General features: G+C 50.3%; 20 protein-coding genes. 9 read left to right on the top strand and 11 right to left on the bottom strand.

The features are described 5' to 3' along the window. Positions 1-83 precede the first annotated feature (83 nt). The 6 genes from folP (at position 84) to DPQ22_RS06770 (ending at position 4,937) form a co-directional block, all read left to right on the top strand. Positions 84-926, top strand: coding sequence for a dihydropteroate synthase (folP, locus tag DPQ22_RS06795; protein WP_150214420.1), 843 nt, complete (start codon positions 84-86; stop codon positions 924-926). A gap of 20 nt (positions 927-946) precedes the next feature. Further along, positions 947-1,486, top strand: coding sequence for a 2-amino-4-hydroxy-6-hydroxymethyldihydropteridine diphosphokinase (folK, locus tag DPQ22_RS06790; protein ID WP_150214417.1), 540 nt, complete (start codon positions 947-949; stop codon positions 1,484-1,486). Positions 1,487-1,695: 209 nt separating this feature from the next. Then, on the top strand, positions 1,696-1,968 hold the full coding sequence (hfq, locus tag DPQ22_RS06785; protein ID WP_150214415.1) for an RNA chaperone Hfq: 273 nt from the start codon (positions 1,696-1,698) through the stop codon (positions 1,966-1,968). Between the two features lie 99 nt (positions 1,969-2,067). Beyond that, positions 2,068-3,465, top strand: coding sequence for a GTPase HflX (gene hflX / locus DPQ22_RS06780; RefSeq protein WP_150214413.1), 1,398 nt, complete (start codon positions 2,068-2,070; stop codon positions 3,463-3,465). A gap of 44 nt (positions 3,466-3,509) precedes the next feature. Continuing rightward, the gene (locus DPQ22_RS06775; RefSeq protein ID WP_150214411.1) at positions 3,510-4,046 is read left to right on the top strand and encodes a gamma carbonic anhydrase family protein; all 537 of its coding nucleotides are present in this window, start codon (positions 3,510-3,512) and stop codon (positions 4,044-4,046) included. Between the two features lie 45 nt (positions 4,047-4,091). Further along, entirely contained in the window at positions 4,092-4,937 is an 846-nt protein-coding gene (locus DPQ22_RS06770) for a class I SAM-dependent DNA methyltransferase (RefSeq protein ID WP_150214409.1), read from the top strand. Positions 4,938-5,199: 262 nt separating this feature from the next. Here DPQ22_RS06770 and DPQ22_RS06765 read toward each other — a convergent pair whose 3' ends face one another. The 6 genes from DPQ22_RS06765 to DPQ22_RS06740 form a co-directional block, all read right to left on the bottom strand. Continuing rightward, on the bottom strand, positions 5,200-6,009 hold the full coding sequence (locus DPQ22_RS06765; protein WP_150214407.1) for an MBL fold metallo-hydrolase: 810 nt from the start codon (positions 6,007-6,009) through the stop codon (positions 5,200-5,202). A gap of 98 nt (positions 6,010-6,107) precedes the next feature. Then, positions 6,108-6,914: a TatD family hydrolase gene (locus tag DPQ22_RS06760; RefSeq protein ID WP_150214405.1), complete on the bottom strand. Its 807-nt coding sequence runs from the start codon at positions 6,912-6,914 to the stop codon at positions 6,108-6,110. Next, entirely contained in the window at positions 6,907-8,466 is a 1,560-nt protein-coding gene (metG, locus tag DPQ22_RS06755; RefSeq protein WP_150214403.1) for a methionine--tRNA ligase, read from the bottom strand. Before metG ends, DPQ22_RS06760 begins: the two co-directional genes overlap by 8 nt. Positions 8,467-8,636: 170 nt before the next feature. Further along, the gene (locus tag DPQ22_RS06750) at positions 8,637-9,710 is read right to left on the bottom strand and encodes a DNA polymerase III subunit delta' (protein ID WP_150214401.1); all 1,074 of its coding nucleotides are present in this window, start codon (positions 9,708-9,710) and stop codon (positions 8,637-8,639) included. 2 nt (positions 9,711-9,712) lie between these two features. Further along, the gene (gene tmk, locus DPQ22_RS06745; protein ID WP_246681523.1) at positions 9,713-10,378 is read right to left on the bottom strand and encodes a dTMP kinase; all 666 of its coding nucleotides are present in this window, start codon (positions 10,376-10,378) and stop codon (positions 9,713-9,715) included. 110 nt (positions 10,379-10,488) lie between these two features. Then, complete coding sequence (locus DPQ22_RS06740; protein ID WP_246681522.1) at positions 10,489-11,631, bottom strand: septal ring lytic transglycosylase RlpA family protein; 1,143 nt, start codon at positions 11,629-11,631, stop codon at positions 10,489-10,491. Positions 11,632-11,825: 194 nt separating this feature from the next. Here DPQ22_RS06740 and DPQ22_RS06735 point away from each other — a divergent pair, with 194 nt between their 5' ends. Genes DPQ22_RS06735 through DPQ22_RS06725 form a run of 3 tightly spaced genes read left to right on the top strand, consistent with a single transcriptional unit; the run spans position 11,826 to position 15,975 of the window. Further along, positions 11,826-13,121, top strand: coding sequence for a metallophosphoesterase family protein (locus DPQ22_RS06735; protein WP_150214399.1), 1,296 nt, complete (start codon positions 11,826-11,828; stop codon positions 13,119-13,121). Beyond that, the gene (locus tag DPQ22_RS06730; RefSeq protein WP_150214397.1) at positions 13,121-14,500 is read left to right on the top strand and encodes an AAA family ATPase; all 1,380 of its coding nucleotides are present in this window, start codon (positions 13,121-13,123) and stop codon (positions 14,498-14,500) included. The genes DPQ22_RS06735 and DPQ22_RS06730 overlap by 1 nt, the downstream gene beginning before the upstream one ends. Further along, on the top strand, positions 14,497-15,975 hold the full coding sequence (locus tag DPQ22_RS06725; RefSeq protein ID WP_150214395.1) for an ATP-binding protein: 1,479 nt from the start codon (positions 14,497-14,499) through the stop codon (positions 15,973-15,975). The genes DPQ22_RS06730 and DPQ22_RS06725 overlap by 4 nt, the downstream gene beginning before the upstream one ends. Before the next feature lie 61 nt (positions 15,976-16,036). Here the strand turns inward: DPQ22_RS06725 and DPQ22_RS06720 are convergent, their stop codons facing one another. The 5 genes from DPQ22_RS06720 to sufB all read right to left on the bottom strand — a co-directional run bounded on the left by DPQ22_RS06720 (position 16,037) and on the right by sufB (position 21,364). Next, positions 16,037-16,420 carry an SUF system Fe-S cluster assembly protein gene (locus DPQ22_RS06720; RefSeq protein ID WP_150214393.1) on the bottom strand — a complete coding sequence of 128 codons (384 nt, stop codon included), beginning with the start codon at positions 16,418-16,420 and terminating at the stop codon, positions 16,037-16,039. 32 nt (positions 16,421-16,452) lie between these two features. Further along, positions 16,453-17,694 (bottom strand): aminotransferase class V-fold PLP-dependent enzyme, encoded by a 1,242-nt coding sequence (locus tag DPQ22_RS06715; protein WP_150214391.1) that lies wholly within the window; start codon positions 17,692-17,694, stop codon positions 16,453-16,455. A 22-nt stretch (positions 17,695-17,716) separates the two neighbouring features. Continuing rightward, positions 17,717-19,018, bottom strand: coding sequence for a Fe-S cluster assembly protein SufD (gene sufD / locus DPQ22_RS06710; RefSeq protein ID WP_150214389.1), 1,302 nt, complete (start codon positions 19,016-19,018; stop codon positions 17,717-17,719). Between the two features lie 12 nt (positions 19,019-19,030). Continuing rightward, a complete protein-coding gene (gene sufC, locus DPQ22_RS06705) occupies positions 19,031-19,786 on the bottom strand; it encodes a Fe-S cluster assembly ATPase SufC (RefSeq protein ID WP_150214387.1) in 756 nt (251 codons plus the stop codon). Positions 19,787-19,852: 66 nt separating this feature from the next. Continuing rightward, the gene (gene sufB / locus DPQ22_RS06700) at positions 19,853-21,364 is read right to left on the bottom strand and encodes a Fe-S cluster assembly protein SufB (protein WP_150214385.1); all 1,512 of its coding nucleotides are present in this window, start codon (positions 21,362-21,364) and stop codon (positions 19,853-19,855) included. Between the last annotated feature and the right edge of the window lie 144 nt (positions 21,365-21,508).

Here is a 21,508-nt window from a genome sequence, read left to right as displayed (position 1 = left end):
TTAGGGCGTATTTTATAAAACTCAGTTATTTATGGTATAATTTGCCTTGTAAATAAGCAGGCAGAATATTCAAAGGTCGGCATATGGTAAAAAACTGGCACATAAAAGGCGGCAATTCTCTTGTTTTAGGGCATAAATCGCTGTTAATGGGCATATTAAATGTCACGCCTGATTCATTTTCTGACGGCGGCAGCTATTTTTCACCGGCGGCGGCGCTGGCTCATGCGCAAATCATGCAAAGCGAGGGGGCCGATATTATCGATATTGGCGGTGAATCCACCCGTCCGCAGGCTGTGCCGGTATCGGCAGCGGAAGAACAGCGCCGCATTTTGCCGGTTATTGCAGCTTTGTCGGAACAAAAACCCGGCCTGCCGCTTTCAGTAGATACATATCGGGCGGAGACGGCTTTGGCCGCTCTCAGGGCGGGGGCACATATTATCAATGATGTTTTCGGCCTGCAAAAAGATACGGCTATGGCCGATATTATTGCGGCAACCGGGGCGGGCCTTATTATTATGCATACTGGCCGCGAAAGGCAAAAACACCAGGATCCGCTGGCCGATCAGCATATGTTTTTTAGCCGCTCGCTGGAAATTGCCGCCAAAGCCGGTATCCGGCCGGAGCAAATTGTGCTGGATCCGGGTTTTGGCTTTGCCAAAACCGCGCAGGAAAATATTACATTACTGCGCCATGCGGTAAAATTGCAGCATTTCGGCTTACCCTTGCTGGCGGGAATCTCCCGTAAAGGCTTTTTGGGCGCATTAAGTCAGCAGGAACTGCCGCAGCAGCGTGATGTAGCCGGTGCAGCCGGCGCTGTTATTTTGCGATTACAGGGATTTTCGCTGTTTCGCGTTCATAATATTGCCGTAAACAGGCAGGCTCTGGCCGTGGCCGATGCGCTTGGCCCGGCAGCGGCTTCTGCCTGAAAATATCAAGGCGTTCTATTATGCGGCATGCGACTCTATATCACAAAGCCTGGCTGGGGCTGGGAGGCAATTTAGGCCCGGTGGAAGAAAATTTTCGCTATGCCTTGCAAAATCTGGCCAAAAATGCCGCCTGCCGGATAAAAGCCGTCTCTTCCCTTTATCGCACCCAGGCCTGGGGGAAAGAAAATCAGCCCGATTTTTTAAATGCCTGTATCATGCTGGAAACAGCCCTGACGCCGCAGGCTTTATTACAGGTCTGCCTGCGGCTGGAGCGGGAAAAAAAGCGGGAAAGAATTGAAAAATGGGGGCCGCGCAGCCTGGATATTGATATTCTTTTTTATGAAGGTTACACGAGCGGAGGGAGCGATAATAACACACTTGTTTTGCCGCATCTCTATAGTGCTGAGCGCCCCTTTACGGTTATTCCACTTGCCGAAATCAGCCCGGATCTCTCGCTTGACGGGATAAATTTTCGCCAAAGAGCCGCAGTCATGAGAAAAAACGGCCAGAGCAGGACTGTGAGAAAAATAGCTAAATCAGCGTATTGGTATAAATTATAAATATTTTTGTTCAAGATACTATCAGCCAGATCTCATTGGGCTTGCCGTTATTGGCCAGGTTTCCCGCTATTACCCTTCTGTCCGGGCAATATATAAGGCAAAATCGGCCTTATCCCCGTTTTTATCGCTGCTGATTATTGATTTTTTTGTATTATAAAGGCTATGCTGGCAGGGCTTAGGGATAATGTCGGCGGCAATAAAGGGATAAAATGGCAGAAAAAACCAAACAGCGCTATGATAAGCTGCAAGATAAATTTTTGAGCAAAGTGCTGATACGCAGCTCTGATAAAAATGCAGAAAAAAAAATGCTGACAGTGTTTTTGGTGAATGGCGTTAAATTGACCGGTACCGTGGCGGATTTTGATGAAGCCACTTTGCTGCTGGTGCGCGAAGGGCATTCGCAGCTTATTTATAAACATGCAATATCTACTATTATGCCGGCTCAATCATTAAATCTTGCGGATCTGGCGGTAAAGGAATAGGGGAGCAATCCTGGCCGGCAGCGGCTCATCAGTGTCGGATTGCGCTATATTAATTGTGGTTTTCCCGGTATTTTAACAGGCAGCACTATAAGAGGAATTTTGAGCAAGAACGGACTGCTCCGCGAAGAGACTGCTTTTATTATTCACGAGACAAAGCCTGTCAATGTGTTGATAATTGTGCCCGTATTAAACCGGGAAACGGGTTTTGACAGGCCGGCGGAGCTGTCTTCCCGGCTGGAAGAGGCAAAAGGCCTTGCCCATGCCATTCATCTTAATATTATTGCAGCGCGCTATTGCACCGTAAGCAGACCCAGCCCGGCCGTTCTGTTCGGCAAAGGGCGAGTGGCTGAAATTGCCGAAACCGTTACAGCAGAAAATATCAGCCTGGTAATTATAGATCACCCGCTTACTCCAGTGCAGCAGCGTAATCTGGAAAAAGCCTGGAATTGCAAGGTAATTGACCGCACGGCACTGATTCTGGAAATTTTTGGGGAAAGGGCGCGCACCAAAGAAGGCGTATTGCAGGTAGAGCTGGCGCATTTGAATTACCAGAAGGGCAGGCTGGTACGCAGTTGGACTCATCTGGAACGCCAACGCGGCGGCAGCGGTTTTCTCGGCGGGCCGGGCGAAACGCAGATTGAGGCCGACAGGCGCCTTTTGCAGGAAAAAATCAATCATATCAAGCGCGAACTGGCCAAAATTGTTAAAACCCGCCAACTGCACCGCGCCCGGCGTAAAAGAGCGCCCCATATTATTATTGCTTTGGTCGGTTATACAAATGCCGGCAAATCTACTTTATTTAACTGCCTGACCGGCGCCGATATTATGGCAGAAAACAGGCTTTTTGCTACATTGGATCCGACTTTGCGGCGTATCCGTCCTGATAAGGGGCAGGGCAGCGCGGCAGGGTTAAATAGCGGAGAACAAAACGGGCAAATGCTCATTATTTCAGATACTGTCGGCTTTATTTCTCATTTGCCAACGCATTTGGTGGCTGCCTTTCGCGCTACATTGGAAGAAGTGACGGAAGCTGATATTATTTTGCATGTGCGGGATATGGCCGATGCCGATAATCCGGCGCATAAACGCGATGTGGTAGAGATTCTCGCTTCGCTGGGGATTGATGCGGAAAATCCCGACAAAATCCTTGAAATATGGAACAAGATGGATCTGCTGCCGCCGGAGAGTCAGGCCTATCTGGCGGCACAGGCGAAAACTGCTTTATTGCCGAGTGTGCCTGTTTCAGCCCTGAACATGCAGGGGATAGATAATTTGCTGGCTCTGATCCGGCAAAAAGCGCTGGGTGATAGCCGCACGGACAGAATCCGCCTGCTGCCGCGGGAATTCTCTTTGCTGGATTGGCTTTATCGCCATGGGGAGCAAAAGCATCGGAGCTATGCCGAAAACGGCGATATTATTCTGGAAATAAATTTGTTAAATACAGATTGGCAGGTTTTTGCGGCACTGCGCCGTAAATTGGCAGCAGAAAAGCGGTAAAGCCCGTTAAAAGCCGGCAAGCCCGCACATTGTGAGAGGATAAAATGGCAATTTACAGTCTGGAAGGACATAAACCACAAATAGATAAAACAGTTTTTGCCGCAGCAAGTGCCGATATTATCGGCAAAGTGACCATCGGCAAAGGCGCCGGTATCTGGTTTGGCGCGGTTTTACGCGGTGATATTGAGCCTGTTATAATCGGCGAAGGCAGCAATGTGCAGGATTTATCTGTTATTCATACTGAAAAAGGGGCGCCGGCACTGATTGGCAAAAACTGCACTATCGGTCATAAAGCCCTTATTCACGGCTGCACTATTGGCGATAATTGTTTAATCGGCATGGGCGCTATTATTATGAATTATGCTGAAATCGGGGCAGAATCGCTGGTTGGCGCCGGCGCTTTGGTAACTGAGCACAAAAAATTCCCGCCACGCTCGCTTATTATCGGCAGTCCGGCCAGTGTCAAGCGCAGTTTGACATTAGAGGAAATTGCCGGGATTCGCCATAATGTAGAAAACTATCAAAAAAATGCCGCTCGCTACCAAAGCAGTCTGGAAATTGTGCCGGAACTTGCCTTTTAAACTGCATAAAAGGCGTGCCAGGCAAATAGCGGGCGGAGAGCAGTGATGAAGCAGGATAAACAAAAGCAGGTGGAAGACGCTTATGAGCGCGGCCTGGCTTTAGAAAAAAGCGGCAATTTTGCCGCTGCGGCGGCGGCTTATTATGAAGTTCTGGCGCTGGATAAAGAGGATTGCGCCGGTGTGACTGTGCGGCTGGCAGCAATGGGGCTGGGCGCTGTGCCGAAAACTGCGCCGCCGGCCTATATAGGCGCTTTATTTGACCAATATGCCGATGTTTTTGATATGATTTTGGTGGATTCTCTGGGGTATAATGTGCCCAATCTGCTCTGTGAGCGCATAAGCGCGCATTATCCCGGCCGCTATTTTAAAAATCTGCTGGATTTAGGCTGCGGCACCGGGCTGGTGGGGGAGGCTTTTATCGCTTTGGCCGATAAAAAAACCGGCGTCGATTTGTCGCAAAATATGGTGGAAATCGCCCATGAGCGGGAAATTTATCACCGGCTTTTTACCGGCGATATTAGCCGTTTCCTGCGTGAAAAAAGCAGGCAGCAACAGTGGGATTTGATAATTGCCGCCGATGTGCTGCCTTATATAGGCGATTTGCACGAATTTTTCAGTCTTGTCAGCCGGGCGCTGGCCAAAAATGGTGTTTTTGCCTTTTCCAGCGAAAATATGGAAAAGATAAAACCGCATGCCGGACAGCAAGGCGCGGTAAACAAGGCAGAAGATTTCACCATTGGCCCGCATCAGCGTTTTGCCCATAATCCGGCTTATATTGACCGGATTATTGATAAAGCAGGATTGAAAACAAAATATTATAGTGACATAATTGTGCGGCAGGAACAAGGGGAGCCTGTATCGGGGCAAATTTTCCTGACAGAGAAATTGTAAGACAGCCAGTTGCTTTACGCTGATACGGGCCAATGGTGGAATCTTCTGCCGTTTTGCATTTGTGCCGCTTGTCTTCAAATAGTTCCGGGCGGGCGAAAGGCAGGCAGGATCCGCTGCCCCCGCTTTTTTAATCTCAAAATCGCATAATCAATATTATGGAACTTTTTTAGATATAAAGAATGGGTAATTTATTTTATATAGTAAAAAGTTCCATAATATTAAAGTTCCATATATTCTGCGAACAATGCCCGTAATCTGTGTATCAGGCGGGCAGCTCAAAGCTCAGGCCGTCATAAGCCGGCTCAGTATTGGCCGGTGTCTCCTGCATGACTGTGTCATAATCCAGTGGAATATGCATATGCGTCAAAATTGCTCTTTTGGGCTTTAAATCTTTAATAAGAGCCAAAGCCTCGCCAAGTGAAAAATGGCTTGGGTGCGGCTTATATTGCAAAGCGCCTAAAACAAGTATTTCAAGCTTGTGCATTTGCGCCAGCGATTCTGCCGGCAAGCAGCCAACATCTGTGGCATAAACAACATTGCCGATACGGAACCCCAGGCTGTTAATATCGCCGTGAATTTGGCGGAACGGTTCAAAACGCACTGCACCGCCTCTGCCTTCTATTAAAAACGGTTTTCCCGGCATAATTTCCGTTGCCGCCAAAATAGGCGGATAATCAGAGCCGGCCGGTGTTTTAAAGCAATAGCCAAAAGCCTGCTCAAGCCGTTTACGGCAGGCTTTATCGGCATAAATCGGTATTATGCGCCCTTCTGCCAGGACAAAACTGCGCAAATCATCAATGCCGTGAATATGATCCGCATGGGCATGCGTGTAGATAACAGCGTCAATATGCTGAATATTGGCGGCCAATATCTGGTTGCGGAAATCCGGCCCGGTATCAATAATAATAGTGGTTTTACCGGTTTCGCTGAATTTTTCTATCAGTAACGCAGTGCGGGAGCGCCGGTTTTTCGGATTGCCGGCGCAACAGGCCCCCCAATCACCATTGGGGCGCGGCACACCGGAAGAAGAGCCGCAACCCAATATTGTAAATTTTATATGCGCTCCTGTCATAATTGCTCACCCTTTGCCTCAGCCCTGTTATTTACAGAAATATTTATAGCAAGGGCTTTGTTTCCAGCATTCAAAAAGCTCTGCGCTTACCCCTGCGCTCAAGCAGGTTGCATTTTTTTAAATATAGCATAAGCATTTTCCGTTGTTTGCTGCGCCAGGGCAGATTTTTCCATATTCAGGAATTCTGCCAGAAATTCTGCCGTTTTTACCACAAAAGCCGGTTCATTACTCTGACCGCGATAAGGCACGGGCGCCAGATAAGGAGCATCTGTTTCCAGCAAAAGGCGATTTTTTGGTGTAGCGGCCGCTGCTTCCCGCACTATATCGGCATTTTTAAAAGTGACAATACCGGAAAAGGAAATATAACCACCCAGTTCCAGCCCCGTTTGCGCCAGTTTTTTTCCTGAAGAAAAACAGTGCAAAATAAAAGGAAAGCGGCCTTTGGCGCTCTCGCCGCGTAAAATTTCTACCATATCTTCATCAGCGTCACGGCTATGAATAATCAGCGGTAATTGCGTTTGTCGCGCCGCCGCAATATGCAGAGACAGGCTTCTTTTCTGCGCTGCTTCTGTTTCCCGGCTATAATGATAATCCAGCCCTGCCTCGCCAAAGCCCACTAATTTGGGGTGGCGGCTTAAAGCCAGTAATTGCTCTATATTTACCGCCTGCTCGGCCTCTTCATGCGCATTGCATGGGTGTGTGCCGACTGTGAAAAAGACAGAAGGCCAGGCTTCAGCCAAAGCCTGTAACTGTGCATAATGGCTTATGCGAGTAGAAATAGTGATTTGTCGCCGCACATTCTGCGCCAAAGCGCGCGCAATAACAGCAGCGCGATCGGTCGCAAAAACATCAAAATCCAAATGACAATGTGTATCTATCCAGTAGAGTTTATCAATTTCAGGCATGACCGCCTTCTTCTTTGGCCGCAACAAAACGAGGAAAAACCGGCTGCGGCGGCGGCAAGGCCGCCCCTGCTGCCAGTTTTCTGCCGGTTATATGTTTAAACAGGCGCTCATCTCCCGGCACGGCCAGCATATCCAGAAGAACATTGGCCGATTGCGGTATAAAAGGCAGCAGCAGCAAAGCAGCGCGGCGGATAATTTCAGCCGTTACATAAAGCACAGTGGCAAATCGCTTTTCATCTGTTTTACGCAATTTCCACGGCTCCTGCGCGGCAAAATAACGGTTGGTCTCAGCAATTATGGCAAAAATGCGGCGCAAAGCCATATGCGGCGCAAAATCTGCCATAGCCTGTTTTATCTCAGCCGGCATAGTATCGGCACAGGCCAGCAGAGCTTTATCTTCTGCTGTGAATTCTCCCGGTTCCGGCACCAGACTGCCGCAATTTTTGGCAATCATTGATAAAGAACGCTGGGCCAGATTACCCAAATCATTGGCCAAATCAGCGTTAATGCGATTGATAATTGCTGTATCGTCAAAAACACCGTCCTGTCCGAAGGGGATTTCACGCAAAAAAAAGTAACGAACGGAATCCAGACCGAATTTATCTACCAAAGCAAAAGGATCAACAATATTGCCGACAGATTTTGACATTTTTTCACCGCGATTGAGCAAAAAACCGTGGGCAAAAACATGTTGCGGCAAATTTATCCCCGCCGACAGCAGAAAAGCCGGCCAGTAAACAGCATGGAAGCGAATAATATCCTTGCCGATAATATGGGCATTGACCGGCCAGAAACGGCGGAAAGCCGCACTTTTTTCGTCCGGATAGCCAAGAGCGGTCAAATAATTGGTCAAGGCATCAACCCAGACATACATAATATGTTTGGGGTCGCCCGGCACCGGCACACCCCAATCAAAACTGGTGCGCGAAATAGAAAGATCGCGCAAATCGGAACGCACAAAACTGACAATTTCATTATAACGCTCGGCCGGGCCGATAAAGGCCGGATTTTCAGCATAAAGCTTGAGCAGTTTATCCTGATAATGCGACAGGCGGAAAAAATAGCTTTCCTCTTCATTCCAGATAACGGGTGAGCCAAGCTCTTTTTCACGCCGAAGACCGTCCTCCCCTGTTTCCGTATCTTTTTCGTCATAATAGGCTTCCTGCCGCACAGAATACCAGCCGGCATAGCGGCTTAAATAAATATCGCCCGCTGCCGCCATTTTCTCCCATAAAGCCTGACAGGCTTTATGGTGCCGCGCCTCAGTCGTGCGGATAAACTCATCATTGGATATAGCAAATTTTTGCAGCATATTCTTGAAGATAGCGCTGTTTTTATCGGCTAATTGCTGCGGCGCCAGCCCCATTTGTTCGGCTGTCTGCTGCATTTTGCGGCCGTGTTCATCTGTCCCGGAAAGGAAAAATACCTCCTCCCCTTGCAGGCGATGAAAGCGCGCCAGGCTGTCTGCCGCCAGAGCATTATAGGCATGGCCGATATGCGGCCTGCCATTGGGGTAGAAAATCGGTGTTGCAATATAATATTTCTCAGACATTTATTTCCTGATTATGTTCAAATAATCCGCCGGGCAGCCTGAAAAAGCTGAATTTCTTCCTCCACCCGCCTGCTCTTTTACATAGTCCTTTCAGGCTGTTTTGTCATTAAATTTGTCACAAAAAAGCACGGCAGCAAAATGTCAAAAGCAGCAGCCTCGCCAATACCGGCCTATTGCGCCGGCAAACCTGCCCTGCCGGCATGAAGAAACTGGTGAATCTGTTGCAGCAATACCAGAATAAACTGCTTTTTATCAAGGTTAAAAGCCTGCGCTTCCTGCATTGCCTGCTCCTGATTGCCGACAAACTCAGCCAGAGCGGCAGCCTGTGCCAGGTGCCCCTGTCGGGCAGCAAAGCGTGCCTGTTGATGCAGAAAATCAATAATATGCTGCAAAAACACATTACAGGCCGCCGCATTATCGCGTTTGCTTAAATTATCGGCCAGGTTTTGTGCCTGCGGCACCGGAAAAACAGTTTTTTTCAGCAGATCTTCGACAATAGCAACACTTCCTGCCCCGCCGGCGGCCAGCACAAGCAAGGCACGGCGCAGACTGCCTTCCGCCAGTTCAATAAGCGCCGGGTCTTGCGCCGCCGTTTCATCATAACCAAAAGAAGCAGCAAGCGATGATAAGGCCGTGCGCATAATATGTTCCGGCAAAGGTTTAAAGCGAATCCCCTGACAGCGCGAGCGTATAGTAGGCAAAAGCCGCCCCGCATTATGCGAAATCAGGATAAACAGCGCTTTTTTCGGCGGTTCTTCCAGAGTTTTTAAAACAGCATTGGCCGCATTGCGATTCATCTCATCGGCCGTATCAATAAGTACAATGCGCCAGCCATTATCGGCCGCGGTCTGCTGTAGAAACCGGCTGATACGCCGCACATCATCTACCGTTACCGCCTGACGTAATTTCTGGTTTTTGGGGTCGCGGCCACGGCTGATATAAAGCAGGCCGGGGTGCGCACCCTGTTCCATTTTGCGCCAGATAGAGCAATTTGCCGCAGGGAGAGGCCATGGCTCTGCCGCATTCTGCCCTGTGGGGGCCGGTTGCCCGGCCAGGATATGATAAGCAAAATGAAAAGCCAATGTCGCTTTGCCTATGCCCTCTCCGCCTTCAAACAGCAAAGCATGCGGCATTTGCCCGCTTAAAAACTGCTTTTGTAAAAATTGCCGCTCATTCTCATGACCGAAAAGGCGCAAATTGCGCATATTATCGGCAAGATTGTCATAGTGATTGCTGGCGGTCACCTTTATCCCTTTATCCCTGTTTTGTTGTCAAGCCGCGCCAAAATGTCTTTTGCTATTATTGCGGCCGGGCGGTCTGCGTCAATAATATAACAGCGTTCCGGCTCTTTGCGGGCAATTTTTAAAAAAGCTCGCCGCCTTTGCTCCTGAATTTTCAGATTATCTTTTTCAAACCGGTCGGCCTGCTCCTGCAAGTTGCGCCGCCCGCCTGCCCGCGCCATACCGGTTTTAGCGGCAATATCCAGAAAAAAGCTGATATGCGGCCGATAAGGCGCAACCGCAATTTCTTCCAGCAAAGCCAGCATATTGGCAGGCACTTTCCCCGCCAGCCCCTGATAAACGCGGGTAGAATCCATAAAGCGATCGCATAGGACAATTTGGCCGGCGGCCAGGGCGGGAGCAATAAGTTGCTCTATATGGTCGCGCCGCGCTGCCGCAAACAAAATCGCTTCCAGCAAAGGGCTATAGTGAAATTTGCGCGCATGGAGCAAAATATGGCGCAATGCTTCTGCCCCCGCTGTGCCGCCCGGTTCCCGCGTGACAGTAACAGCAAAACCTTGCTCCTGCAAAGATTCTGCCAGTTTTTGAACCTGGGTAGATTTGCCGCTGCCCTCTCCGCCTTCAAAGGAAATAAACAAACCTCGCTCAGGATTTTTGCCTGCTTGTTTCACTGCTCTTCCGCCTCATATGCACCCCGGCTTCGCCCTGTCCTCAAGGCAAAGCACCGCTAATACCGGCCATTCTAATCCATTGCAGCAAAAAGAAAAGTAAAGCCGCCAAATTATTCCGGCGATTTTGTTTTTTCAGTCAAAATTGCGGCCGGGTTTTTGCCGGTAGCGGCGGCAAAACTGTCATAAGAAAGCAGATCAGGCATAAGGCCTTTTTCAAAGCCCAGGCCGGCCGGCAAAGACAGGCCGGCTTGCAGCCTGTCGGCAAGCCCGGCTCCCACAGCAAAAGTCGCTTTTTGCTCTGCCGCCGGAAAAGTTTCTGCCGGCAGATTTGCCGGCCCTGCTATAATAGCGGGGGCCGGCGCGGTTTCACTCTCTGCCTTGCCCGGCACTAAGGCTGAGAGAGAATCGATTGCTTTATTGCCGGTAAGCGGAGCGTCATTCTCCTCCCTGTAGGACAAACTCCTGTTTGCCCGCACCTGAGCCGGTCTCACCGGTTCAGCCACAGTTTTTTGCGCGGGTTTGATGCGACTCTCCGGCACTGCGGCGGTCGGTTTTGCCGCATGATATGAAGCGCGCAAATAGGCTTTATCATCGGCTTTTGCCGGCGCCGGGCCGACATAATCCACCTTGACATTGGCCAGGCCGCCGCGGTGATAGCCCAATAATTGCGCGGCTCTTTGCGATAAATCAATCAAACGATTACGGGCATAAGGGCCGCGATCATTAACCCGCACAATCAGTGAGGAGCCGTTTTTCAAATTGGTAATGCGGGCATAACTGGGCAGAGGCATAGTCCGGTGCGCCGCAGTCAAATTGCCCATATCAAAAATTTCACCATTTGCCGTGCGTTTGCCCTGAAAAGCAGAACCATACCAGGAAGCACGGCCAATGCTGGAATAATTGCGCCCGGCTGCGGCGGTCATGACAGCCTTATGGCCGGCAGTGCGGCTTGTCATGAACGGCCTGTAGCTTTTTGCCCGGGCCGTATTTTTTGCTTTCAGTGCCGGTGCAGTGATTGTCTTTGCCGCACCGCCACTCTCGCCGGCCGGCAATGTGGTGCAGCCGGCGACAATTAAGGCCGCAAACAGGCCGGCTATAGCCGCAAGGCGCGGCCACAGGCTTTTTTTATCTATTGCGCATTTTCTGTTTGTTCTTTGGCAGTTATATTGTGTCAACAGGCTGAGCACTCGATAATCCTTACGGCTGATAAAGCGCCGATACGGTTTTTGCCGGCCGGGCTTTCTGCCTCTCAATAGATTTCTGTTAAAAAATATATAGAAGTTCCAAACATTATTGCCTTATCGGCGCCAATCAAATAACGCTACAAAGCGTAATATCTTGTCTTATAGTTTGCTTTTTGTCAAAAAATATTGGCAAAACAATGGCTTTTCAGAGATTGTTGTGACAGATTCTTTGCTTGTAGGGTCTTGATGCGGGTTTTTAAAACATGATAAAATTTTTGCACACGGCTGATATTCATCTGGATTCCCCCTTGCGCAGCCTGGCTTTGCGCAACAGGGAGCTGCAAAACCATGTGCATATTGCCAGCCGCGCTGTGTTGCGTAAAATTATCAACCTGGCAATAGCAGAAAATGTGGCGGCGCTGCTGCTGGCCGGTGATGTTTTCGACAATGCCCGGCGCAGCGCGCAAAGCCTGGCTTTTTTGCGGGCGCAGTTGGAGCGGCTGAAAACTGCCAATATTCCGGTCTTTTACATTAAAGGCAATCATGATGCGGAAAATTCGCTAACCGATATTATGGACTGGCCGGATAATGTCACCATTTTTGGCGGGCGCGGCGGCTCTTCCCTGCTTGAGCAAAAAGCCTTGGGCGGCCGCGCTGTTTATGTGCATGGTGTCAGCTTTGCCAAGCGCCAGGCGCCTAATCTTTTAGACAAATTCCCGCCGCCGGTGGCGAATGCCGTTAATATCGGCCTGTTGCATACATCGCTGAACGGCGCTGCCAATCATGATATTTATGCCCCTTGCACAGTGGCAGAACTCACCGCTAAAGGCTATGATTATTGGGCTTTGGGGCATATTCACAAAAGGCAGATCTATTCTGCGCAAAACCCGTTAATTGTCATGCCCGGCGCGCCGCAAGGGCGTGATATTGGCGAAGAAGGTGACAAATCGGTTTCTCTGGTGCGCTTGACGGCAGATGGCACATGGCAGGAAGAAGCCAAAATTCTGGCCGATACGGCCTTTTATCGCTGCGCCGTGGCGCTGGACGGGGTGGAGGAGACTTCTGCCGTGCATGACAAAATAACCGCCGCGCTGCAGGAATTGCGCCGCACGGTAAAAACCTCTGACGCCATAGTGCGGCTCAGCCTGCAAGGGGCGACAAAACTGCATTGGCAAATAGCGCGCGACGAGGATTATTGGCAGGAGAGCGCCGCCGAAGCAGCGGCCAATATCGGCAATATATGGGTAGAGAAGCTGGATTTACAGCTCACTGGGGAGACAAGCAATCAGTCTGACAGCAGCGCTGAAAATGCCCTGCCGGCGGCCGAGCTGACCGCCTTGATGCAAAAAGCGGCAGGCACGCCGGAGCTGCAACAGGATTCGCTCAAAAACATCAACAAATTGCTCAGTTTTTTACCGCCGGAAGCGCGCAAATTATGGCAGGATATGAAGCCGGAAGAACTGGCGGCAAGATTTCTGCCCGCCGGGGCAGAAAATATAGCTGCTCTGCTCTCCGCCTATGGGCAATCGGGCGAGCAGGCGGAAGAGGAAAATGAATAATGCGTATCAAGAAGTTGATATTACGCGCTTTTGGCCATTTTAGCGATAAAAGCTTTGATTTCGGCTCTCAGCAGCCGGGGAAAAGTGATTTTCATATTATTTACGGGCGCAATGAAGCCGGCAAAACCACTTTAATGGAAGCCTGGCTAAGGCTGTTATTTGGCATTCGTAAAAATGAGAAATATGCGTTTCACAGCTACTATCAAAGGCGAGATTTAAAACTTGCCGCGGTGCTGGAAGCAGACGGGCAGAATTATGAAGTAATACGACAACCGCAAGGGCATGGCTCTGTTCTGCTGGATAAAAACGGCAAGCCGGCTGAAGCATGGCTCCAGCCCTTTTTACGCAATTTTAGCGGCGAAGGAGATTACCGCAACCGGCTATGCCTTGATGACGAAGTAATAGAAAAAGGTGCGCAGGAAATAATTGACGGCAAAGGCGAGCTGGGGGATTTGCTGTTTTCTTCGGCTGCCGGTATCCCGGTTTTATCGCAGTTGCTGGAAGAAGAAAAAGCCAAAGCAGCAGAAATATATAAGGGGCAAAATAAAAGTACCCGTCTGGGAGAATTAAAACGGCAATATGAAGAAGTGAAAGAGCAAATTGATGCCGCTGATATGAGTGCCGGCCAATATCAGGCTGCAAAAGAACAGTTTGCCGCAGCCAAAGAAACAGAGCAAAACTATCGGCAGCAAAGACAGAGAGCCGATGATAAAAAGACAAGGCTGACCAGAGCGCTGGAAAATTATCGGGATTTACAGGCGCAGGAAAAAGAATTTGCCGACAAGCTTGGCGAAATAGTGGAAAAACTGGCCGTTTTAGGCCTGCCGGAAAATATGTTGCAGGCCGAGAATAGTCTGGCGCTTTATGCTAAATTGCGTCCCTTTATCCTCACCTCGGCGCAAATAGAGGCTTTGCGGCAGGCGCGCGCTAAAACAGCGAAATTGGTAGATAGACAGGCAGAAATAAGCGCAGGCTTAGAGGAAAATGAGAAAAATTATACGGCCGGACAGCAGGCATTGGCCCAGCTTGAACAAAACCTGCCGCCGGCGGCGGAATATGACACAATGGCCAGCGCCTTGCGCGGTTACCACGCCGGGCAATTAAAGCAGGAATACCGGGCGGCGCAGGAACGCATAAAATCAACAGAGCAGCGCGCGCAAGCGGCACTGGCGGAACTCTCTACCGTGCAGGGTGAGCATTTTACTGCCCTGCCTGCTGCCGGCTTAAGCCCTCACGATGCGGAAAGATTATTGCAAGACAGGCGCGCCGCCAAAAGCGCCTATGATAAAGCGAGTGAAAAAGAAGCCGCCCTGCTGGCGCAGCAGAAGGCGATTAAGGCCGAGCTGGCGGAAATGCAGAATAAAGGAGAAAATCTATGACCCTGCTTATGCTAGCTTTTCTCTTATTCTGCGCTATTGCTGTTATTGCTCTTTTATGTTTCCAGTTACAAAAGAAGGATTCCCGCTTACGGCAGAAGCAATTTGATGCGCGGCTCCTTTATAAAGATTGCGAAAACTTGTCAAAGGCGCAAAGCGCTATCGAAAAAGAGCTGGCCGCAATACAAGGGCAAAAGGCACTGGCGGCAACCAATATAGAGGCGATCGACACAGAATTGCGGCAGGCGCAGGAAAATAGCGGCCTGCAAAGCCCGCTATCGCCGGAAGATTTTATCGATTGGCTGCGCAAACTGGAAAATGCAGCCAAAGCGCAGGGGGAAGCGCAGCTTTGCGCCGCTAAGCAAGCGCCTTGCCTGAGCAAAGCAGAGGACTTGCGGCAGATTTTACAGCAATGCCGCTTGTCTTTGCGTTTCCTCAATAGTGATAATGAAGATTTTTATGCGCTGGTCAGCGCAGCAGAAAAAAAAGTCGAAACTATTACTTCACTCAAAAAGGAAATAAGTCGGAAAGAACAGGAGCAACAGAATATTCTGGCCGAACAGCAGCAAATAAAACAAAAGCTGGAGCAGAATCAGCAGCAGACGCAACAGGCGGAAACTGCTTGGCAGACATTGCTGCAAGAATATTTTAACGGCCGGATAAATGCTGCTGTAATAGCAGAGAATCTGCCGCTTTTGTCAGACCTTATCCCGCTTAAAGCAGCGGCTGAGCAAAAGGAACAGGCCATAAAGCGCCGGCACAACGAATTAGACGAGCTGCACCGGGCTTTGCCGGATATAGCGCCTGAGAAAAATGCTGTAGAGGCCGCCTTTGCCCGGCAGCAGGAAGAATTGAGCGTGCTGGACGAGCATTACCGCCAGGCCATGGCGGACAAGGCCAAGGCAGAAAATGCGTTACAGCGGATAAGCGGCGGTGACACAGTGGCGCAGTTAGAACAGCAAAAACAGCTTTTGCTGCTGGAAATGCAGGAACAGGCGGAAGAATATTGGCGGCGGGAATTGGGGTGGCAACTGGCGCAGGCTGCTAAAACTGCCTGGCGCAAGGCGCATCGCGGCCCGATGCTGCAGGCGGCCGAGCGCGCTTTTGCCGCTTTGACCGGCGGCACCTATCCGGCTTTGCAAACCCAACAAAACGGCAATACGGAAATTCTACAGGCAATCGCGTCCAATAATACCAGCAAAGCCGTAACCGAAATGTCAAAAGGCACGCGTTTCCAGCTTTATATGGCTTTGCGCGCTGCCGCTTATGAAGATTTATTAAGCAAAAGTATCAATATGCCGTTTTTCTGTGATGATATTTTTGAAAGTTTTGATGAAGAGCGAACACGCGCCGCCTGCCGGCTGATGCAGCATATCGGTCAAAAAGGTCAGGCGATTTATCTCACCCATCACCGCCATGTCGCCAATATTGCCCAAGAAATATGCGGTGATAATGTAACCCTGCATAATATCAATTAGCCAGAAATTGTATCCCCTTGTTTTGCCGGCAAAACAGCGCGCCGGCGGTAAAGCGCGCGCTTCAATACCAGCCTACCGCCACTTGCGCTTCTTCCGACATGCGCTCCGGTGTCCATGGCGGGGTAAAGGTCATGCTGACCTCGACGCCGCTTACCCCCTCTACCGCCGCTACGGCATTTTCTACCCAGCCCGGCATTTCCCCTGCCACCGGGCAACCGGGCGCGGTTAGCGTCATTTCAATTTTTACCAGCCGGTCATCTTCAATATCCACTCGGTAAATCAGCCCCAATTCATAAATATCGGCGGGAATTTCCGGGTCATAAACCGTTTTTAAGGCGGCAATAATATCCTGAGTCAGGCGCTCCAGCTCTTCCGCCGGCAAAGCTGAGCCGGAAACAGACAGAAGCTGCTCCTGTTTTTCTGCTTTTGAATTGTCCGCCGTCATAATATTGGCCTTCTCTTGTGTCCTGCCTCAGCTCAGCTAAAAAAAGCTTTGGCTCTTTCAAGCTCGGCTGCCAAAACATCAATTTCAGCCTTATTATTATACAGGCCAAACGAGGCACGGCATACTGCTGTCAAGCCGAAATTATTGAGCAAAGGCTGGGCGCAATGGGTGCCGGCGCGCACGGCAATGCCCTGCCGATCTAAAAACATCGCTAAATCATGCGGGTGAATATCGGCCAGATTAAAGGCAATAATCGGCCCCTTGCCCTTGGCGGTGCCAAGCAGGCGCAAATCTTTTATTACCGCCAGGCGCGCCTGCGCATAGGCCAGCAATTCCTGCTCATAAAGGTGAACGGCACCCCGCCCCAGATTTTCCAGATAATCCAGCGCCTGCCCCAGGCCGACAGCTTCAATAATCGGCGGCGTGCCGGCTTCAAACCGGTGCGGCGGCGCATTATAAACGACCGCATTTTGCTCTACCGTCTCAATCATTTCACCGCCGCCCAAAAACGGCCGCATAGCAGCCAGCAGAGCGCGCTTGCCATATAAAACGCCAATGCCGCTCGGCCCATAGAGCTTATGCCCGGTCAGCACATAAAAATCACAGTCCAGCGCGCCAACATTAACCCTCTCATGCACGGCGGCCTGCGCTCCATCGAGCAAAACCGGAATATTATCGGCATGGGCGCGCTTGACAATCTCTTTGACCGGCAAAATTGTGCCCAATATATTCGACATATGGGTTATGGCGACCAGTTTCGTCCGCTTGTTCAGCGCTTTATCCAAACTCTCTATAGCAAAACTTCCATCGGCCGCCACCGGCAGAAAAACCAGCTTGACCCCCAGCCTTTCACGCAGAAAATGCCACGGCACCAGATTGGAATGGTGCTCCATAAGGCTTAAGATAATTTCATCGCCAGCCTGTAAATGCGCCATCGCCCAGCTATAGGCGACAAGATTGATCGCCTCTGTCGCATTTTTGGTGAAAATAATGCTGTCGCTACTCTCAGCATTGATAAATTTTTGCACCCTTACTCGCGCCTGCTCATAAAGCTCAGTGGCGGCATTAGCCAGATAATGCAAGCCGCGATGCACATTGGCATAAGAATGCGTATAGGCTTGCTGCATGCTATCCAGCACGCATTGCGGCTTTTGCGCCGAGGCGGCATTGTCCAGATAAATCAGCGGCCTGCCGTAAATTTTGGTCGCCAGAGCGGGGAAGTTGCGGCGGATAGAAGCATTATCCAAAAGCTCTATAGCGTTGTTTTTTATCATGCCGCTTTTCCTTCCCCTGCCTTCAGGCTGCCGTGAAATGGCTCTCCAGCCAAGCGGCTAAAACCTTATGCAAGGCTCCCGCCAGATTTTCCGGCAATTCGTCCAGCAGGGCGCCGACAAAGGCTTTTATCAACAATATGCGCGCCGCACCCTCGGGGATACCGCGCGCCATCAGGTAAAATAAATGATTATGGTCAATTTCTGCCACCGTAGCGCCATGGCCGCAAGCGACATCATCGGCAAAAATTTCCAGCTCCGGCCTGGCGCTGAATTCCGCTTCATCTGAGAGAATAAGACTGTTACAGGCCATGCGCGCATCAGTCTTTTGCGCTGCCTGTGCTACCCGAATCATACCCTGAAACACACCGTGCGCCTGTTCCGCCACAACATTGCGGAAAATTTCGGTAGAAGCGGTATTTTCTACCAAATGGCGCACCACCATTGTATTATCTGTATGCGCACTGCCGGCCAGCAGATTGATACCGCGCAGTTGAAAATCTGCCCCCTCGCCGGCCAGGTCGACATGGATTTCCTGCCGCACGAGCTGCCCGCCAAGATTCACCACATAAAGCCGCAAGCGTGATTTTTGACCCAAAATCGCCTGAAACCGGTTCAGTTCTGCCGCGTTCAGGCCTCTTTGCCGCACAATAATCCAGGTGACTTCCGCTTCTTCCGCCAATTCCAGCCGGCTGGCAAAACTCAGGAAACTGGCCTGATTATCGCCAGCTTGCCGCTCAATCAGCGTGAGTTGTGCGGCTTTGCCGACCGAGGCGGCCAAACGGCTATGAGATTGACCGCTATTTTGGATATTTTGCAACTCAATAACTGCCTTATTGCCGGCCGCCACTTCAATATGCCAGCCGTCCCGGGCAAAAGCCGTATTTATCTGGCTGATAATAGCGCCTTTATCTTCCAGCTCAGTGTCAAAACCGGCATATTGCGTTTCCGCTTCACTATTGGCAGCCAGAGAAATGGCTTTAAATACCTTATTTCCTGAATTTGGCGCTTCCCCGGCCCGGCCGTTAATCAGCGTCAGCACAGGCGCCTCAGCCAGCAAAGGCGGCAATTCCACCCCGTCTATTTTATCGCTAAAAGCAGCAATATCAGGCAGCAGGCGGCGCAAATCGCTATAATGCCAAGCTTCCAGCCGACGTGTCGGCAGGCCATGCGCCCCAAGAGCGGCAATAGCGGCCTGACGCTGCGGCAAAGACGGCAAAAAGCCTGCCCTTTGTGTGTCTGGTGGAAAGACCCCCTGCTGCTGCAAACCGGCAAACTGGCGGATAAGCGCGGTTTCAGCCGCGGTTTTTGGCAAATTTGTCATCATTTCCGGCCCCTTTTATTCCGCTGCGCCGATAATATCAGCATAACCGTTTTGCTCTAATTGCAAGGCCAGGTTTTTATCGCCGCTTTTAATAATACGGCCTTTATAGAGCACATGCACCCTATCGGGCACAATATAATCCAACAGCCGCTGATAATGGGTGATCACCAGAAAGGAGCGGGTTTTGGCGCGCAAAGCATTGACGCCATCGGCGACAATTTTCAAAGCGTCAATATCGAGACCGGAATCGGTTTCGTCCAGCACGCAGAGCTTTGGCTGCAACAGTGCCATTTGCAAAATTTCGGCGCGCTTTTTCTCGCCGCCGGAAAAACCGACATTTAACGGCCGCTTCAGCATGGCCATATCCATTTCCAGACCGGCTGTTGCTTCTCTGACGATTTTGATAAATTCCGGCACTTTCAGCTCGGCCTCGCCGCGCGCCTTGCGCTGGGCATTCATCGCCACTTTTAAAAATTCCATGGTCGCCACGCCCGGTATTTCCATCGGATATTGAAAAGCCAGGAATATGCCCAAAGCCGCGCGCTCAGCAGCATCCATTGCCAGCACAGAGCGGCCATTATAGAAAATATCGCCCTGGGTTACCTGATAATCTTCGCGCCCGGCAATAATATAAGAAAGTGTCGATTTGCCGGCGCCGTTCGGTCCCATAATGGCCGCCACTTCGCCGTCCTGCACGGTCAGATCAAGCCCGCGCAAAATCTCAAGCCCGGTCTCGGCAATAGAAGCATGAAGATTTTTAATTTCCAGCATAATTTATCCTGTATATTTTCTGTTCTCCCGGCTTGTCCGGGCCTGATAACACATTAAAGCAAATAATCAGCCGACACTGCCTTCCAGGCTGATATTGATAAGTTTTTGCGCTTCAACGGCAAATTCCATCGGCAATTCCTGAATCACTTCCTTGACAAAGCCGTTGACAATCAGGGCAATCGCCTCTTCTTCAGGAATGCCGCGCTGCATGACATAAAACAACTGATCTTCTGAAATTTTGGAAGTTGTCGCCTCATGCTCAAATTGCGCTGTAGCATTTTTGGCCTCAATATAAGGCACAGTATGAGCACCGCAATCATTGCCGATAAGCAGACTGTCACATTGGGTGAAGTTGCGGGCATTAGCGGCTTTGCGCTGAGCGCTGACCAGACCGCGATAAGTATTATTGGAAAAACCGGCGGAAATCCCCTTGGAAATAATCCGGCTGGAGGTATTTTTGCCCAAATGAATCATTTTGGTGCCGGAATCAATCTGCTGATAACCATTGGAAACAGCGATAGAATAAAATTCCCCGCGCGAATTATCGCCGCGCAGCAGGCAGGAAGGATATTTCCAGGTAATAGCTGATCCGGTTTCTACCTGAGTCCATGAAATTTTGGCATTATCACCGCGGCAATCACCGCGTTTGGTGACAAAATTATAAATGCCGCCTTTACCCTGCTTATCGCCCGGATACCAGTTTTGCACAGTAGAATATTTAATTTCGGCGTCTTTCAGGGCAATAAGCTCAACCACTGCGGCATGTAATTGGTGCTCATCGCGCTGCGGCGCGGTGCAGCCCTCCAGATAAGAGACATAGGCACCTTCATCAGCAATAATCAGAGTGCGCTCAAATTGCCCGGTATTACGCTCATTAATGCGGAAATAAGTGGAAAGCTCCATCGGGCAGCGCACGCCTTTGGGCACGTAAACAAAAGAACCATCAGTAAAAACGGCGGAATTAAGGGCGGAATAAAAATTATCTCCCACCGGCACGACCGAACCAAGATAAAGCCGCACCAGCTCGGAATGCTCACGCACCGCCTCAGAAATAGAGCAGAAAATCACCCCGGCGCGCGCCAGCTCGTCCTTGAAAGTAGTGACCACTGACACCGAATCAAACACCGCATCAACCGCCACCCGGCCGGAAGCATAAATATTATCATCAAGGTGAGACGGCTCATTCTGCCTGCGCACCCCAGCCAGAATTTCCTGCTCTTTCAGCGGGATACCCAGCTTTTCATAAGTGGCCAGCAATTCCGGGTCCACCTCTTCCAGCGATTTCGGCCCGTCCTGATTTTTCGGCGCGGCATAATAATGCGCGTCTTGAAAATCAATTTTGGGGTAATTGAGCCGCGCCCAATCCGGCTCAGCCATAGTCTGCCAGCGCGCAAAAGCCTGCAGCCGCCAGGCCAACAGCCATTCCGGCTCTTTTTTACGGGCCGAAATATAACGGATAATATCCTCATTCAGGCCTTTAGGCGCTTTTTCTGTCTCAATTACCGTTTCAAAGCCGTATTTATATTGGTCGACATCAATTTCACGCACCTGGCGTATGGTTTCTTCTACGGCGGGCATGGGCATTCTCCCTGTCTTACGGTTGTTACAGTGCTGCCGCCCGGCTTTTTCTTCCGGCCGCCCTGCAATAACTGCAAGCTGTTTTACAAAATATGATAAAATTACTCAAGCTTTTTCAGCTTTCTTTTAAAACAATTCTAAATT

It is taken from the genome of Candidatus Tokpelaia sp. (assembly GCF_008636115.1).
Taxonomy (GTDB): Bacteria; Pseudomonadota; Alphaproteobacteria; order Rhizobiales; family Rhizobiaceae; genus QLZD01.
This window is presented reverse-complemented; position numbering and strand designations above follow the sequence as displayed.

Coding starts and splice junctions, on each gene's coding strand:
- folP (WP_150214420.1), top strand. CDS start 84: ATGGTAAAAAACTGGCACATAAAAGGCGGCAATTCTCTTGTTTTAGGG.
- folK (WP_150214417.1), top strand. CDS start 947: ATGCGGCATGCGACTCTATATCACAAAGCCTGGCTGGGGCTGGGAGGC.
- hfq (WP_150214415.1), top strand. CDS start 1,696: ATGGCAGAAAAAACCAAACAGCGCTATGATAAGCTGCAAGATAAATTT.
- DPQ22_RS06775 (WP_150214411.1), top strand. CDS start 3,510: ATGGCAATTTACAGTCTGGAAGGACATAAACCACAAATAGATAAAACA.
- DPQ22_RS06770 (WP_150214409.1), top strand. CDS start 4,092: ATGAAGCAGGATAAACAAAAGCAGGTGGAAGACGCTTATGAGCGCGGC.
- DPQ22_RS06765 (WP_150214407.1), bottom strand. CDS start 6,009: ATGACAGGAGCGCATATAAAATTTACAATATTGGGTTGCGGCTCTTCT.
- DPQ22_RS06760 (WP_150214405.1), bottom strand. CDS start 6,914: ATGCCTGAAATTGATAAACTCTACTGGATAGATACACATTGTCATTTG.
- metG (WP_150214403.1), bottom strand. CDS start 8,466: ATGTCTGAGAAATATTATATTGCAACACCGATTTTCTACCCCAATGGC.
- DPQ22_RS06735 (WP_150214399.1), top strand. CDS start 11,826: ATGATAAAATTTTTGCACACGGCTGATATTCATCTGGATTCCCCCTTG.
- DPQ22_RS06730 (WP_150214397.1), top strand. CDS start 13,121: ATGCGTATCAAGAAGTTGATATTACGCGCTTTTGGCCATTTTAGCGAT.
- DPQ22_RS06725 (WP_150214395.1), top strand. CDS start 14,497: ATGACCCTGCTTATGCTAGCTTTTCTCTTATTCTGCGCTATTGCTGTT.
- DPQ22_RS06720 (WP_150214393.1), bottom strand. CDS start 16,420: ATGACGGCGGACAATTCAAAAGCAGAAAAACAGGAGCAGCTTCTGTCT.
- DPQ22_RS06715 (WP_150214391.1), bottom strand. CDS start 17,694: ATGATAAAAAACAACGCTATAGAGCTTTTGGATAATGCTTCTATCCGC.
- sufD (WP_150214389.1), bottom strand. CDS start 19,018: ATGATGACAAATTTGCCAAAAACCGCGGCTGAAACCGCGCTTATCCGC.
- sufC (WP_150214387.1), bottom strand. CDS start 19,786: ATGCTGGAAATTAAAAATCTTCATGCTTCTATTGCCGAGACCGGGCTT.
- sufB (WP_150214385.1), bottom strand. CDS start 21,364: ATGCCCGCCGTAGAAGAAACCATACGCCAGGTGCGTGAAATTGATGTC.